The sequence below is a fragment of the Leucobacter musarum subsp. musarum genome, assembly GCF_001273845.1.
Classification (GTDB): Bacteria; Actinomycetota; Actinomycetes; order Actinomycetales; family Microbacteriaceae; genus Leucobacter; species Leucobacter musarum.
The window spans coordinates 105876-119887 of the sequence record NZ_JHBW01000062.1 but is presented as its reverse complement, the minus strand read 5'-3'; the positions used below and the strand labels follow the sequence as shown (position 1 = coordinate 119887).

Annotated in this window: 15 protein-coding genes and 1 tRNA gene; 10 read left to right on the top strand and 6 right to left on the bottom strand. The window is 67.6% G+C overall.

Going from position 1 to position 14012, the window contains the following annotated elements; genetic code table 11:
- The 5 genes from CH42_RS00740 (at nucleotide 1) to CH42_RS00720 (ending at nucleotide 3406) form a co-directional block, all read left to right on the top strand.
- Entirely contained in the window at nucleotides 1–408 is a 408-nt protein-coding gene (locus CH42_RS00740; RefSeq protein ID WP_082309200.1) for a lycopene cyclase domain-containing protein, read from the top strand.
- Nucleotides 405–734 carry a lycopene cyclase domain-containing protein gene (locus tag CH42_RS00735; protein ID WP_053351299.1) on the top strand — a complete coding sequence of 110 codons (330 nt, stop codon included), beginning with the start codon at nucleotides 405–407 and terminating at the stop codon, nucleotides 732–734. The genes CH42_RS00740 and CH42_RS00735 overlap by 4 nt, the downstream gene beginning before the upstream one ends.
- Nucleotides 721–1617 (top strand): prenyltransferase, encoded by an 897-nt coding sequence (locus CH42_RS00730; RefSeq protein ID WP_053351298.1) that lies wholly within the window; start codon nucleotides 721–723, stop codon nucleotides 1615–1617. Before CH42_RS00735 ends, CH42_RS00730 begins: the two co-directional genes overlap by 14 nt.
- A gap of 234 nt (nucleotides 1618–1851) precedes the next feature.
- Entirely contained in the window at nucleotides 1852–3075 is a 1224-nt protein-coding gene (locus CH42_RS00725) for a glutamate--cysteine ligase (RefSeq protein ID WP_082309199.1), read from the top strand.
- 7 nt (nucleotides 3076–3082) lie between these two features.
- Nucleotides 3083–3406, top strand: coding sequence for a hypothetical protein (locus CH42_RS00720; RefSeq protein WP_156322419.1), 324 nt, complete (start codon nucleotides 3083–3085; stop codon nucleotides 3404–3406).
- Here the strand turns inward: CH42_RS00720 and CH42_RS00715 are convergent.
- Complete coding sequence (locus CH42_RS00715; protein WP_053351296.1) at nucleotides 3371–4060, bottom strand: GntR family transcriptional regulator; 690 nt, start codon at nucleotides 4058–4060, stop codon at nucleotides 3371–3373. The two genes, CH42_RS00720 and CH42_RS00715, sit on opposite strands and share 36 nt — an antisense overlap.
- 68 nt (nucleotides 4061–4128) lie before the next feature.
- On the opposite strand from CH42_RS00715, the gene CH42_RS00710 reads away from it, so the two are divergent.
- Nucleotides 4129–5385 (top strand): MFS transporter, encoded by a 1257-nt coding sequence (locus CH42_RS00710; RefSeq protein ID WP_053351295.1) that lies wholly within the window; start codon nucleotides 4129–4131, stop codon nucleotides 5383–5385.
- Nucleotides 5386–5463: 78 nt separating this feature from the next.
- Nucleotides 5464–5799, top strand: coding sequence for a hypothetical protein (locus CH42_RS00705; RefSeq protein ID WP_053351294.1), 336 nt, complete (start codon nucleotides 5464–5466; stop codon nucleotides 5797–5799).
- A 48-nt stretch (nucleotides 5800–5847) separates the two neighbouring features.
- Here the strand turns inward: CH42_RS00705 and CH42_RS00700 are convergent, their stop codons facing one another.
- The 3 genes from CH42_RS00700 to CH42_RS00690 all read right to left on the bottom strand — a co-directional run bounded on the left by CH42_RS00700 (nucleotide 5848) and on the right by CH42_RS00690 (nucleotide 9600).
- On the bottom strand, nucleotides 5848–6357 hold the full coding sequence (locus CH42_RS00700) for a DUF6328 family protein (protein ID WP_053351293.1): 510 nt from the start codon (nucleotides 6355–6357) through the stop codon (nucleotides 5848–5850).
- A 70-nt stretch (nucleotides 6358–6427) separates the two neighbouring features.
- Nucleotides 6428–7099: a response regulator transcription factor gene (locus tag CH42_RS00695; protein ID WP_053351292.1), complete on the bottom strand. Its 672-nt coding sequence runs from the start codon at nucleotides 7097–7099 to the stop codon at nucleotides 6428–6430.
- Nucleotides 7096–9600, bottom strand: coding sequence for a sensor histidine kinase (locus CH42_RS00690; protein WP_053351291.1), 2505 nt, complete (start codon nucleotides 9598–9600; stop codon nucleotides 7096–7098). Before CH42_RS00690 ends, CH42_RS00695 begins: the two co-directional genes overlap by 4 nt.
- Before the next feature lie 218 nt (nucleotides 9601–9818).
- On the opposite strand from CH42_RS00690, the gene CH42_RS00685 reads away from it, so the two are divergent.
- From CH42_RS00685 to CH42_RS00675, 3 genes are all read left to right on the top strand, one after another.
- Complete coding sequence (locus CH42_RS00685; RefSeq protein ID WP_053351290.1) at nucleotides 9819–10151, top strand: nuclear transport factor 2 family protein; 333 nt, start codon at nucleotides 9819–9821, stop codon at nucleotides 10149–10151.
- Entirely contained in the window at nucleotides 10148–11323 is a 1176-nt protein-coding gene (locus tag CH42_RS00680) for a low temperature requirement protein A (protein ID WP_239683891.1), read from the top strand. The genes CH42_RS00685 and CH42_RS00680 overlap by 4 nt, the downstream gene beginning before the upstream one ends.
- A gap of 338 nt (nucleotides 11324–11661) precedes the next feature.
- Entirely contained in the window at nucleotides 11662–12321 is a 660-nt protein-coding gene (locus tag CH42_RS00675; RefSeq protein WP_053351289.1) for a TMEM175 family protein, read from the top strand.
- Between the two features lie 43 nt (nucleotides 12322–12364).
- Here CH42_RS00675 and CH42_RS00670 read toward each other — a convergent pair.
- Both CH42_RS00670 and CH42_RS00665 read right to left on the bottom strand, forming a co-directional pair.
- Nucleotides 12365–12455 (bottom strand) — tRNA-Ser (locus tag CH42_RS00670).
- Between the two features lie 96 nt (nucleotides 12456–12551).
- Nucleotides 12552–13937 (bottom strand): LCP family protein, encoded by a 1386-nt coding sequence (locus CH42_RS00665; protein ID WP_053351288.1) that lies wholly within the window; start codon nucleotides 13935–13937, stop codon nucleotides 12552–12554.
- Nucleotides 13938–14012: the final 75 nt, after the last annotated feature.

Here is a 14012-nt window from a genome sequence, read left to right as displayed (position 1 = left end):
ATGGCGTTGCTCTATCTCGGCTCCCTGCTCGCCACGATCGGGTGCATGCTGCTGCTCGACTGGCGGTTCCGCCTCTTCTTCTGGCGCGACTGGCGCGCGGCCGCGCTGGTGCTGGTGCTCGGCGTCGGGTTTCTCCTCGCCTGGGATCTCTGGGGCATCGCGAGCGGCGTCTTCCGCCTCGGGGAGAGCCGCGGCATGACGGGAGTGCTCATCGCGCACGAGCTGCCGATCGAAGAGCCCGTCTTCCTCGCGTTCCTCGTGCTGTGCACGATGGTCGCGTTCACCGGTGCGCTGCGCCTGCTCAACGTGCGAGGTGGTCGCGCACGTCGCCGACACGAACCTCAGGCACCCGGCAGCGAAAGCGGCAGCGGCAGCGACCGCGATCCCGAGAAACACGGTGACGCGTGACGTACGCCCTCATCAGCATCCCGTTCATGCTGCTCGCGCTCGCGGTCGCCCTTGCGCTGACCCCGTGGCGCGACCGACCAGCCGCGCGACGTCTCTGGGCCGGCATCGGTGTGGCGGCCGCGGCGCTCGCGATCCTGACCGCCGTCTTCGACTCGCTGATGATCGCGTCCGATCTCTTCACCTACGGCGACGGACACACGCTGGGGCCCACCATCGGGCTCGTTCCCGTGGAAGACTTCTGCTATCCGATCGCCACCGCGCTGCTCGCTCCGGCCATCTGGTTCCGCCTGACCGCACGCAAGGAGCGCCGCGATGCCGACGACTGAGACCTCCGGCTGGAACGCGCACCTGCTGCGCCAGGCGTTCGTCGCTTCGCGCCCGGTGAGCTGGATCAACACCGCCTACCCCTTCGCCGCGGCGATGCTGCTCACGACCCGCGAGGTCGATTGGGTGCTCATCGTCGGAGCGTTCTACTACCTGATCCCATACAACCTCGCGATGTACGGCATCAACGATGTCTTCGACTACGCGTCCGACATCAACAATCCCCGCAAGGGCGGCATCGAGGGTGCACTGCTCGCCCCGCGTTACCACCGGCCGATGCTGTGGCTCGCGCTGCTCACGAACGCGCCGTTTCTGATCGTGCTCGCTGCCGCGGGCGGCCCGGCCGCCTGGATGCCGCTCGCCGTCAGCACCTTCGCGGTGGTAGCGTACTCGGCGCCGGTGCTGCGCTTCAAAGAGCGTCCGTTCCTCGACTCTGCGACCTCAAGCACGCACTTCGTGAGCCCGGCCGTCGTCGGCCTCAGCATCGCGGGGGCGCAGTTCACCCCGCAGCTGTGGCTCGTGCTGCTGGCCTTCTTCTGCTGGGGCATGGCAGCGCACGCCTTCGGTGCGGTGCAAGACGTGGTGCCGGATCGCGAGGCCCGCATCGGCTCCATCGCGACGGTGCTGGGCGCCGCCGTCACCGTGCGCCTCGCCCTCGGGCTGTGGGCGCTCGCGGGCGTGCTCATGCTGTTCACGCCGTTCCCCGGGCCGCTCGCCGCCATCGTCGCGCTGCCGTACCTCGCGAACTGCGCGCCGCACTGGCGCATCTCTGACGCCGACTCGGGCCGCACCAATCGCGCGTGGCGCCGCTTCATCTGGCTGAACTACGGGTCCGGAGCGCTGGTGACGATGATCCTGATCCTCTGGTGGCTGCAGACCCACTGAAAGCCATACGGAAGCAGGGTCAGTTCGTCAAGGGCATTATCGCGATCGGCGCGTCGTCGTAATCTGATCTCGCGGCCAGCTCCTGATTTCGGGTGATCTGGTCGAGGGGGAACGGGGAACAGGGAGTGCGGTGATTCACCTACCGCGCTGGTTCGCCGCGCTCCCGCGGTCGACGTCGATTGCGGAAGCCGCGCTGAGTCGCGTGCTTGCCGCTGGAGTGAGAGAGGGAGCGGCATGGATCACCCATCATCACACCACAGCAAAGCGCTCGCCATCGCTGCAGCGCATGGGCACGGTGAGGCCCCGCGCACGCTGGGCGTGGAAGAAGAACTCTTGCTCGTCGACCCCCGCTCCGGTCGCATCGCGCCGGCGATCGAACTCGTGCTCGCGGCAGCCGCGGCAGCCGATGTCCGCGCCCTCGTACCCGAGGCGCATGACCTCACCCGGCTTGAGCGCGAGGCAAAGCGCGAGCAAGTTGAGGCCATCTCTGTGCCCCACACGTCGCTCGACACGCTCGAACGGAGCGTGGCTCTCGGGCGGGCCCTCGCCGATGTTGCCGCTCGGCAGATCGGACTTCGCGCCGTCGCTATGGGAACGAGTGCAACGGTTTCGCAGACACAGCTCACCGCATCGAAACGGTACGCGGCCATCGCGGAGCAATTCCAATCGACGATGCGCGAGCAGCTCACCTGCGGCCTGCACGTGCACGTAGGCGTGGCTGACGACGACGAAGGCGTCGCGGTACTCGATCGCATTCGCCCCTGGTTGCCGCTCGTGCTCGCATTGAGCGCCAACTCGCCGATGTGGGGCGGCGAAGATAGCGGCTATGCCAGTCAGCGATACCAGGTGTGGAGTCGGTGGCCTACTGCCGGGCCAACCGATATTTTCGGGAGCCCCGCCGCCTATCACCGCGCGGTCGACGCGCTGCTGGCGACGGGTGTTCCGCTCGACGACGGCATGGTGTACTTCGACGCGCGACTGAGTGCGAGATTCCCAACTGTCGAGGTGCGGGTCGCAGATGTCTGCCTGGAGGCAGCGCATTCCGTGGCGATCGCCGGAATCGTGCGCGCACTCGTGTCGACGGCGGCCCAAGAATGGAAGTCGGGCTTTTCTCCCGACCCGATGCCCACTACCGTAGTCCGCCTCGCCATGTGGTCGGCGAGTCGGCACGGCGTCACCGGCCCACTCCTGAACCCGATTCTGGGGCAGCCCTGCGAACCACGCGTCGCGATCGATGCCCTGCTCGCTCACATCGCACCCGCACTCGCCGCGACCAACGACCTGCACCGCGTCACCGCGATGGTCGATGAGGTATTCGCCTCAGGTTCGGGAGCCGAGCGACAGCGCCGCATCATGCGCGAGCGGCGCAGTGCCCGTGCGCTCGTCACCGACGCCATCGAGCGTACGCACCGCCCTGTCTCTCCGACGTCCCCGTTTCTCGATGCACTGCCGATCTGAGACCGCCATGACTTCACACTCTCCCGAGTCCGCACCTCTTGCTGCGGAGATGACTCCCGCTGCGTTAACGCTCGCACCCGCCTCGCCCGTCAGCGCGGGCGACGCAGTCTCCGCAGGCGCACCCACGGGCATCTCCGCGCAGGTGCCGCAGGAGACGCCTCCTCCGCAATCGCTGAAGCTGGCGGGCATCGCTGCGTTTTTCGGATTGCAGCAGCGACGACGCACCGAATCTTCCCGTGCCACACCGCACGACGACCCCTACGCCTCGTATCTGCGCTGGAGCGGCGGCAGCGTCTCAGCTCTCGACGATCGCGAATCCCCGGCCGCGTAAGCGCGCCCGCTCGTCGGCGAGAAACCCGACGAGCCGCTCGCGCGTGCCCGCCGTGTGCGCGGCAATGAGTGCGGTCGCGGCGTCGGCGTCGCGCGCCGACACCGCGTCGAAGATGGCGCGATGGTCGTCGCGCACGTGGGCGCGGGATTCGGGCGTGCGCACCACCAGCCAGCGAGGCCGGGCAAGACGCGTGAGGGTCGACGCGACGGCGTCGGTCAAGAAGAGGTTGCCGGTGAGCTCGGCGAGCGCGAGGTGGAAGGCGCTGCCGCTCTCGAGCCACGATGCCGGGTCGTCGGCGTGGTGCTCGGTGATGAGCGTGGGTTCGAGTTCAGCGATTTCGGCGTCGGTGGCGCGCTCGATGACGCGCTGCACGACACCGATTTCGACGATCTCGCGGTACTCCATCACCGCCCGCACTTCCGACAGGTCGATCGGCGCGACCACCCATCCGCGCCCCTCGCGACGGGTCAGGCCCTCGACCTCGAGCCGCATGAGCGCGGCGCGGATCGGCGTGCGTGACGCGCGCAGCGCCTGCTCGAGCCCGCGCTCCGAGAGGCGCTCGCCCGGCATGAGGTCGAATTCGAGAATCGACCGGCGCAGCTCCGCGTAGGCGTTGCTGCCTGCGGCGATCGTATCGGCGACGGCGTCAGTCATGCGTCCATCGTGCCATACCGGCGTGGTATACCATTGCGGTGTTCCATACGCATCACGAAGGAGCTCGCATGAGCCTCACGGCATCGGCCCCACAGCCCGCAGCATCCGACGCGGCGGCGCGCTCAACCCGCGTGCCCGCGAAATCATGGATGATGCTCGCTCTGGCGCTCCTCGCGCAGGCGGCCGCGACCATGCTCATCACCGCTCCCGTCTACCTCATTCCGATGCTGCACCTCGAGCAGGGCATTCCACTTGCCGCCGCCGGCACGCTCGCCGCGGCACCCACCGCCGGCATGGTGCTCACCGCGGTGCTCTGGGGTGCCGCGGCCGATCGGTTCGGTGAACGCTGGGTCATCGCCGGCGGTCTCGGCCTCACCGCCCTCGCGGCATTTCTCGCAGCCAGCTCATCGGGCCTCGTGCCACTCGCTCTGGCCCTCGTGCTCGGCGGTGCTGCCGGCGCCAGCACGAACGCCGCCAGCGGGCGTGTGGTCGTCGGCTGGTTCCCCCGGCACCGGCGCGGTCTGGCAATGGGCATTCGCCAGATGTCGCAGCCGCTCGGCACAGCGGCGGCGGCATTCGTCGTGCCCCCGTTCGCCACTGCCGCCGGAATCAGTGGCGTCTTCATACTCATCGGCGCGCTGCTCGCCGTCATTACCGTTGCGTGCGCCATCGGTGTTCGCAATCCGCCCCGACCGGTCGTGGTTCCCCGCGCTCCCGGCGATCCGGCACCCGAGAGCACCAACCCGTACCGCACCAGCAGCTTCCTGGTACGCATTCACGCCGTCTCCGTGCTGCTCGTGCTGCCCCAGTTCGCGCTCTCCACCTTCGGCATGGTGTGGCTCATCAGCGGTCTCGGCTGGAGCGCGACCGCAGCCGGCGTGCTCATGGGCGCGGCGCAGTTCATCGGCGCCGTCGGGCGCATCGTCGTCGGAGCGATCAGCGACCGCGTCGGCGACCGCGTGCGCGTGCTGCGCTGGGTCGCGCTCTCGGGCATCGCGGTGATGGGCGCGCTCGCCGTCATCGGCGCCTGGCACGACTTCACCGGAGGGGTCATCATCGGCGGGTGCGTGCTCATCATCGCGACCGTGGTGAGCGTCGCCGATAATGGGCTCGCCTACACCTCGGTCGCCGAAGCCGCCGGCAGCGGGTGGGCCGGGCGCGCGCTCGGCATTCAGAACACCGGTCAGTTCATCGCCTCGTCAGCGGTCGGGCCCGGCCTCGGCGCGGCGATCGCACTGCTCGGGTATCCGTGGGTCTTCGCGCTCGTCGCAATCGCCCCGCTTGTCGCCTACCCGCTGATTCCGAAGCAGGATCGCCACGCCTAACAGCCTGCCCGCACCCGGGCAAGCCCGCTGTGCGAGCGCTCTGCGGCGCGTATCGTGTCGCGCGAAGGAGGATTCCCCATGAACACATCGCAGCACGATTCCGGGACACCGCACTCCAACGATGCCCAACCGTCAGCCGCCTCACCCGAGTCGGTAGCGCACTCGGTGCCCGAGGCAGCAGAGCGAGTTGGGCAGACTGGCCCTGACGCGGCTGATCCGCCGCGTGCCGGTGCCACTGAATCGCAGGACAGCACGAACGGCGTCCCCGACAGCGATACCGAGCTCGATGCCGACGAAGGCGCCGATGCGTTCGAGACTACCGAAGAGGCCGAGGCAGGCGCGCGAGATACAGAGGCCCATTCTGACGCGCCGCGAGACGATCTGCCGCACATCAACGTCGATACACCCGACTGAGCTCGATTTGGTGTGGGCCTGGCAGCTGCCAGCGTTCGCACCGCCAGATCAGGCCGCGTCGCCCGGCCCCCGGCGATCCGGAACGCCTTCGCGACGCAGCACCCACCGAGGCAGCACGCTCCACAGGGCGATCACGATGAGCACGCCGAGTGCGAGCGCGACAATTCCTGCGACGCGCCCCACCGCAAAGTCGAAGACCAGGCCAGTCACTCCCGCAGCGAGCAGCGCAAGCACGACGAGGTCGGCGATGAGCAGCCGCCCACCCAACCGCACGATCTCGGGCTTGCGGCCACGCCCGAAGTAGGTGCGATGCAGACTTACCGGAGCGAGCCCGAGCACCGCCGCGACTCCAGCGAGCCCCACGAGTGCGAGATACCACATCAGCTGAAACGAGTCGAGATCATGGAAGCGGGGCTGAAACGCGACCGCGAGGAGGAAGCCGCCGAGAATTTGCGTGCCCGTCTGTGCGACGCGCAACTCTTGCAGAATTTCGTTCCAGTTGCGGTCAGCGCGCTGATTCTCGGTCTCAATGCGTCCGTCACCGTCCAGGTCTTCCATGGGGAAAATCTAGCGCTCCCAGCATCATGAGCGCCCGGGCTTGACGCCGGTGAGGAGAGGGCTCCACTCATCAGAAGGCGGGGTCGATGTACCCCTCGCTCCAGGCGATGCGCCCCAAATCGAGTTTCGAGCGCACCGGCAGCCCGGCGTCGGAGTACTTACGCTTCACCCGATCGAGGTACTGCTTCGCCGTCTCACGGCCGATGTTCATCGCCGCGGCCACCTGCTCCACGGTGAGACCCGATGCGTAGAGCACCAGCGCGCGCTCCTCTTGCAGACTCAGCTTTGGGCGTTCAGGATCACCGGCAATGATGCCCGCAAGCTCCGTGGTCATCCACTCTTCCCCGCGCAGTACCGCGCGAACCGCGGCCAGAATGTCGCTCTCGGAGTCGCGCTTGCCCACGATGCCGGTGACTCCGGCGCGCACGATGCCGCGCACCAACGGCGGCGACGCCAGCGCCGACAGCACGACGATCTTGAGGCCGGCCGCGAGCAGTTGCTCGACGAGCGCGACGTCGACGCTGGGCTGGCGGTCGACCATGAGGTCGAGCACGAGCAGGTGCGGTCGCTGCTCACGGGGCGCATCGCGCACCCACGCGACGAACTCGGGGGCGGACGCCGCACTGAACACGACGGCAAACTCGGGCTGCGATGCGAGCAGCTCCTCGGTGCGCACGCGCTGCAGCACATGGTCTTCGACGAGAGCGACCCGGCAGATGTTCTGGGGAACTTGCGTGTTCATCGTGCACCTCGGTACTCGGTCGACCGTTCACCGGTCACGCCGCATTCGCCGAGGCGTTGTTCGCCAGTGTATGTCAGCTCAAGCAGGTCGAGCGGACCGAGTCGCTCGTGACGCGCCTCGACGCCATCGGCGACGGTCGCGAGCGCGGGCCCCAGCAGCGTCAGTTGCATCCCGGACTGCACCGGGAACAGGGTGGCGACCAATCGCTCACTCGCGGGTGTCTCGGCAATGACCTGGCTCAACGCGTCCACGATGCGGTCGGCGGTGGGGGCATCGGGGGCATCGGCACCGCCCATGCGGAACTCGAGATCGACGCCCCGCCGCCTGGCACGGTGCAGCCCCGCCATCAGCCCACCACCCAGGTGCACGAGTTCTGGGCCGATTTGGAGGAGTTGCCGCAAGTATCGCTCTTCGTTGGCGCAAGCCAGCTGCGTTTCAGCCGCTTCGGCGTCGCGGCCGCCCGCGAGCTGCTCGAGCAGCACCACCGCGTCGTCGAGCCCGGCCGAGACCCAGCGCCGATAGCTGGCTTGCGCAGCGAGCTCTTTCTCGCGACGCAGTGCTGCGGCGAAAACGCGCCGGCGGGCGCGGGCCGCGGCTTCAGCCCGCGACACGACCAGTGTCTGAAAGGCGAACCAGACCACCGAAAACCCGAGGCCGACCACTCCGGCCACCGCCGTGATTTTCGCGGCGACCGCATCCGTGGGCAGCATTGCGCAGGCAACGATGACCACCAGGGCTACGCCGGCCGCTGCCGCCCAACCGGCCTCCCGCCGACTCGGCGCGCAGGCAAGGTAGAGCACCGTCGGACCGGTTGCTGCGAGCGCCTGCCAGTGCACCGGGGCGGTTGTGCCGAAGCCGGTTGCCGCTGCCGAGAGCACGAACACGACTCCGGCGGCAATCAGCAGCGACACGCGCATCGCCGGGCCCCGATCGAATCCGAAGTACTGCGCCGCCCACCAGCACGCGAGCATCAGCGCGATCATCGGTATCAGCGCAAACCCCAAATTTGTGCCTCCGCCGATCGTCAACACGATACTCACCCCGGCGACACCGAGCCCCCAGTACCCTGCCGCCCGGCGCGACAGAGCTGCGACCGGCGCCGCCTCCACCGGGGGTTCCGCCGCACCGTAACCCGCAGCGTAACCCGCGTCGGAATCAGCAGGAATAGGCACGTCGAGCCGCACGCATGTGCCGCGCCCCGGTGCGCTCTCGACGCGTGCGTCGAACCCGGCATCATGCGCACGGCCGACGATCGACCCCGCGATGCCGCGCACGGCGGTGCGCGGCTCGAACGAACCGTCCGGGCCGGGCACCGCCGCCGCTCCGTCGTCACCACCGGCGTGCAACGATTCGCCCACAAAGCCCCGACCTCTGTCGCACACCTCGACAACGAGCCTGCTGGCCGGCGCATCGCCATCCACATCCGTCGTGATGCGCACCCGCGCGAGCTCTGCACCGGAGTGCTTCGCCGCATTCGACAATGCCTCGCGCACGCACCCCACGATCGCGCCGATCGTGCGGGCGCCGCAGCGCTGCTCGATGGCGACGAGCTCAGCGTCGACGATACCCGAGCGTTCAATCGGCAGCCCGGGCAGCCCAAAGATGTCGAGCAGGCCGAGTGTGCCGAGCGTCGCCTCGGACCCGCGCAGCGCCTCGAGCATTTGTACGTCGCGCGCGCACTGCTCGCGCACCCGAGCGGGGTCGACCAGGCCGGCCGTGCCATTCGCGATGGCGCCGAGCGTATTGATGGCGGTGTCGTGCAGCACCCGCGACTGCTCGGCGATGGTCTGACTCGCGTGCCGCGTCACCTCGAAACGCTGCTCCGCTCGCTCCTCGGCCGCGGCGGCGAGATCGACGTCTCGCGACAGCGCGACCAGAGCGGGAAGCCCCAGCCGCATCGCGACCACGATCGACAGTTGCGTCACCGAGATCGCGATCGGAAACTGCACTCCCCACTCGGGCAGCCCGATGCCCATCGCGCACGATATCACCGCCGCAGATCCGAGTACCACGACGAATACCGACCGACCCAGCATCGTCAGTGCGGCAATGCAGCTCGCAAAGTTGATCTGCCAACAGGCGGCGAACGCCAGTGTCGAGTCGATGTTGCCGCTCGCAAAATACCCCCCGAGCGCGAGCGCCATCATGCCGAGCGGCACGATCGCACCCGGGATACGACGCCGCAGCGAGAGCAGTGCGACCGCGGCGAGCACGATCTGCGCGATCGCGAGCACGATCCCGTCGGCACCGAGTGTCGTCAGCGTTGCGGCCGCCATCACCAACTGCCACCCTGCGGCGGTTGCGAGCACCACTTGACGTATCGCACCGATCACCGATGCCGTGGCCCACCCGTCGCCGATGTGATCTCGCTGCTGGCCGAGATCATCGCGCCGCTTACCGCTTCCGCTGTGCCCCTCGCGGCTTTCCTCGCGCCGCTCACCACGCACACCCGGCGACGGACGCAGGTCAGCCAGCAAGAGCGAGCGCAGGCGAGTGAACATGGTGGCCCTCGTGAATCGAGTCGGGGATGCGACGGGCAGCCGATCGTGTCGCGAGACTATCGCAGGCCTCAGACATCCAGAGTCGACGAATGACCCCCACGCCGGGGTCACCTCGGCGGGCTGCCCGACACAGGCATCTGCGTGAACGGCAGGCGATCCTACAATTGATCATCCACACGAGCATTCGCCGGCGGGCGAACCAGAAATAGGAGTGCGCGATGAGCGAGGTGCAGGTTCCCCGGGCAGTGCAACGGGTGGTCGATGCGATCAACGACGCCGACACCGACGCGTTCGTCGTGGCGTTCACGGCAAACGGATACGTCGACGACTGGGGGCGCGTGCTGCGCGGAGCGACGGGCGTGCGGCAGTGGGCGGAATCCGACGCGATCGGTGCAGGGGCGCATATGACGGTGCTCGAGGCCGATACCGAGGGCGACGTCACCGAGATCCGCTTCACCTGGACCAGCCAGGTCTTCACGGGCGAGTCGACCGCGTTCGTCACGCTCGCCGACGACCGCATCGCCGCGTTCCAGATTCCTCCGCACGCATGAGTTCCGCAGTGCTCAGCCGGTTCGGCCTCATCCGCATGTCGGGGCGCGATCCTCACGAGCGCCACCGCGTCGCCAGCCCGCTCGAGCTTTTCTTCGACCTCGTCTTCGTCATCGCGGTCTCCCAGGCATCGCAAAACCTGCATCACGGCATCGTCGAGGGTCACGCTGCAGCCACCACGCTGTCGTACGCCATGATCTTCTTCGCGATCTGGTGGGCGTGGATGAACTTCACGTGGTTCGCCTCGGCGTTCGACACCGACGACTGGCTCTACCGGGTGACCACGATCGTGCAGATGGGCGGCGTGCTCGTGCTCGCCGCCGGCGTGCACGACGCGATGGCCGAGGGCGAGTGGGCGACCGTGACGTGGGGCTACGTCATCATGCGACTCGCCATGGTCGGGCAGTGGGTGCGGCTTGCCGTCTCTGACCCGCAGTTGCGCTCGGTCGCCGTGCGCTACGCCATCGGCATCACGGTGGTGCAGGCGATCTGGGTCGCGCGCATCGCCTTCGCCGCCGACGTGCAGTTCTGGACGTTCTGGCCCGCGATGGTGTTTGAAGTGCTCGTGCCCGTGTGGGCGGAACGTGCCCGCAACACTCCGTGGCACCCGCACCACATCGCTGAGCGCTACAGCCTATTCGTGCTCATCTTGCTCGGCGAAAGCCTGCTCGCCTCGGCGAACGCCATCATCGACGCGATCAATGAGGGCGAGCACATCGAGGGCATCGTCGGGCTCGCGGCAGCCGGCCTCGTGCTGGCCGCCGGCGTATGGTGGATGTACTTCTCGCACGAATACGGCGACCGTCTCGACTCGGCACGCACCGGCTTCGGGTTCGGATACGCGCACTACCTGCTGTTCGCGGCCGTCGGCGCGATCTCAGCGGGCATCGAAGTCGAACTCGATCTCCTCTCGCACGCCTCTGACCATCTCAACGCGGCGACGGCGTCGCTCGCTCTCGCGGTGCCCGTCGCGGTGTTCATGTTCGTCGTCTGGTTGGTCCTGCTGCGCACACGACTCTCGGTTACCGCGTCGACCGTCTTTCTCATCGCCGCGGTCGGGGTACTCGCCTCGGCGCTGCTGCCCGTCGTCACCGTCGTCGGATCGGCGGCATGCGCCGTCATCGCAGTGGTCGCGCTTGAGACGCACCGATCCCGCGCCGCGCAGGTGGGCTGACCGACCGCGCACTGCGGTTCTGGCGCCGGCCCGACCCTTCCCCTTCCCCCAAGGCTCAGCGCGGTCCCGCCCCCGCGCCGTCCTCGAGCACCGCGCCTGAACTCGCAGCGCTCCTGGCGCGCCCGCCCCCTCCCCGCGAATGCACCCCTTTTGCGCGAGCGCACGTGTAAATCACCGGCACTCTCGAGACACATGGGTGCGTTCGTGGAAAGGGGAGGGTGGCGCCGCACGCAGCGCGCGGGCAGCACCGGTCCGTTCAAGTGCGGCGCCGGCGCGCTCGAGCGTGGCGCCGGCACCAGCACCAGCACCAGCGGCAACGCCCGAGTAGCATTACCCGCGTGAGCACCGAAGCAGAGCACACGAGCCGTGACGGCTACGCGGCGGAACGCCCGAAGGCCTTCATCGACGCCGTCGTGGCGATCGCGATGACCTTGCTGATCTTACCGCTCATGGAGAGCGTCAGCGAGATCAGCGCGTCGAACGGCACTGCGATGGAGTGGGCGTTCGAGCACAGCGATCTCATCGTGAGCTTCGTGCTCAGCTTCGTCATCATCGCCATGTTCTGGCTGAACCATCACCGCCTCTTCAACGCTGTCGATCGTCTCACCAACGCAGCGCTCTGGCTGTTGGTCGCGTGGATGCTCACCATCGTCTGGCTGCCCGTCGCGACGGCGATCTCGGGGCACCTGTCGGCGAACGATGCCTCCGCAAAGGTGATCTACGTGGGCAGCATGATGCTCACCGCGCTGCTGTCATTCGCGGTGCGCACCTATCTGGCACGGCACGCCGAGCTGCATCGCGCGACCCCCGAGCAGCTGCGCAGCGGCATGGCGGTCGACCTCACGCTCGCGTTCCTCTTCGGCATTGCCCTGCTGGTCGCCGTGATGTTTCCACGCATCGGCTACTTCTCGATGCTCGTCATGTTTGCGAACCCGTTCGTGCAGCGCGCCTTCGAGCGCGTGCTGCCATTGCCCCGCTCACGACCGCGTCGCGGGTAGCAAAAAGCCCCCACCGAAGCAGGGGCTTTTCGTGTTGTTCAACTGGCGGAGACGGGGGGATTTGAACCCCCGGTCGAGTTAACCCCGACCCTTCATTAGCAGTGAAGTCCGTTCGGCCGCTCCGGCACGTCTCCATACGCGAACAACGTCACCCATTCTAACCGGAGGATGCGGCCCGGTGGAAATCGGGGTGGATCGCTGCGCGCGGCGACGATCCCCCCGATTCTCGATCAGTAGACCGTGCGACCCGCCGAGCAGATCGACTTGTCGGCGGTGACACCCGTGACATTGTCCGAGAGCGCCGTGCCGGTGCCGTCGGCGGTGCCGCTCGCGCCAGCGCTCGAGTCGTCGACCGCACCCGTCGCGCCCGCACTCGAATCGTCGACGGGTGCGGTGCCGTCGGCGGTCGCGCTGGAGTCGTCAACCGGCATACCCGTGTTGGGGTCGATCGGCAGACCCGTGGTCGGGTCGATCGTCGTGCCATCTGTCGCGGTGCCCGAACCATCGGCGGCGGCAGCTGCGTCAGCGGCAGTTCCGCCCTCGACCTCAACGCCCTCGCCCAGGCTATCGACCGAGAACGGCTGACCCGCCTTGATGAGCTCGAACAGCGCATCGCCGCTCGCGTAGTCGGGCGTCAGGCGACCCTCTTGGTAGGGATGGTCAAACGACGGGTACTGCACGAAGTTGATGTGCGACAGGTCGATGTCTTTCACCGTGTTGGCGACCTGCTGCATGAACTGCACGCTCGCCATGCCTTTGGAGAGCGTCATGTTCTCGACCGCCGCTTTCGCGAGGCCGTAGACCTTCACCGGGTCCGAGAGCGTGTCTGCACTCTTCAGCTTTTGCACCAGCGCCGACATGAAGACCTGCTGATTGCTGATGCGGCTCGTATCGCCGCCGTTGCCGACGCCGTGGCGGGTGCGCAAGAACTGCAGCGCCTCAACACCGACCAGTGTGTTCTCGCCGGCGGCCAGATCAAGGTCGGTATATTCGTCTTGAATCGGCTGCGCAAGGCAGACATCGACGCCGCCGATTGCGTTCGATACCCCGACGACCCCGTCAAAGGTGATGAGCGCGGCATTCGGCACATCCATACCGGTGAGTTCGCTGATCGTCGAGGCCACGCAGGGCAGCCCCTCGGAGAGCGTGGAGTTGAGCTGCTGCTCGCTCATGGCGGGGTATTCCTCACCATTCGGGCCCGTGCAGCCGGGAATCGCGAGCATGAGGTCACGAGGGAAGCTCACGACGGTCGCGTTCTGGTGATCCGCCGACACGTGCAGCAGCATCGTGACGTCGTTCAGTTCGCCTTCTTCACCGTCTTCGATCGCCGACTGCCCGGCGCGCGAATCAGAGCCGACGAGCAGCACGGTGAGTTCACCGTCGAGCGCCTGATCGCCGACGCCCACTCCGTCTGCCTCGTTGCCGAGATCGACGGTGTCGATGTTCTGTACGAGGCCCCACACGGCGTATGCGGCGGTGGCGACGCCGCTCAGACCGAGCACGATCGCGGCGGTGACGAGCACGCGAAGCGCGTTGCCCCACGAGCTCGAACGACGCAGCTTGCCGTGGCGCACGAACGACTGGCGTTCGAGCGTTGCAGCAGGTTTCTTCATCATTCAGCTTCCCGAGAGTCACACGGGTCGCGCGAATCGCTCCCGACAATAACGATTCAATGTACTCGACGCGTCTGG

Bases quoted from the DNA above. Each gene is read 5' to 3' on its own strand.
- CH42_RS00740 (WP_082309200.1), top strand. From the start codon at position 1: ATGGCGTTGCTCTATCTCGGCTCCCTGCTCGCCACGATCGGGTGCATG.
- CH42_RS00730 (WP_053351298.1), top strand. From the start codon at position 721: ATGCCGACGACTGAGACCTCCGGCTGGAACGCGCACCTGCTGCGCCAG.
- CH42_RS00725 (WP_082309199.1), top strand. From the start codon at position 1,852: ATGGATCACCCATCATCACACCACAGCAAAGCGCTCGCCATCGCTGCA.
- CH42_RS00720 (WP_156322419.1), top strand. From the start codon at position 3,083: ATGACTTCACACTCTCCCGAGTCCGCACCTCTTGCTGCGGAGATGACT.
- CH42_RS00715 (WP_053351296.1), bottom strand. From the start codon at position 4,060: ATGACTGACGCCGTCGCCGATACGATCGCCGCAGGCAGCAACGCCTAC.
- CH42_RS00710 (WP_053351295.1), top strand. From the start codon at position 4,129: ATGAGCCTCACGGCATCGGCCCCACAGCCCGCAGCATCCGACGCGGCG.
- CH42_RS00705 (WP_053351294.1), top strand. From the start codon at position 5,464: ATGAACACATCGCAGCACGATTCCGGGACACCGCACTCCAACGATGCC.
- CH42_RS00700 (WP_053351293.1), bottom strand. From the start codon at position 6,357: ATGGAAGACCTGGACGGTGACGGACGCATTGAGACCGAGAATCAGCGC.
- CH42_RS00695 (WP_053351292.1), bottom strand. From the start codon at position 7,099: ATGAACACGCAAGTTCCCCAGAACATCTGCCGGGTCGCTCTCGTCGAA.
- CH42_RS00690 (WP_053351291.1), bottom strand. From the start codon at position 9,600: ATGTTCACTCGCCTGCGCTCGCTCTTGCTGGCTGACCTGCGTCCGTCG.
- CH42_RS00685 (WP_053351290.1), top strand. From the start codon at position 9,819: ATGAGCGAGGTGCAGGTTCCCCGGGCAGTGCAACGGGTGGTCGATGCG.
- CH42_RS00680 (WP_239683891.1), top strand. From the start codon at position 10,148: ATGAGTTCCGCAGTGCTCAGCCGGTTCGGCCTCATCCGCATGTCGGGG.
- CH42_RS00665 (WP_053351288.1), bottom strand. From the start codon at position 13,937: ATGATGAAGAAACCTGCTGCAACGCTCGAACGCCAGTCGTTCGTGCGC.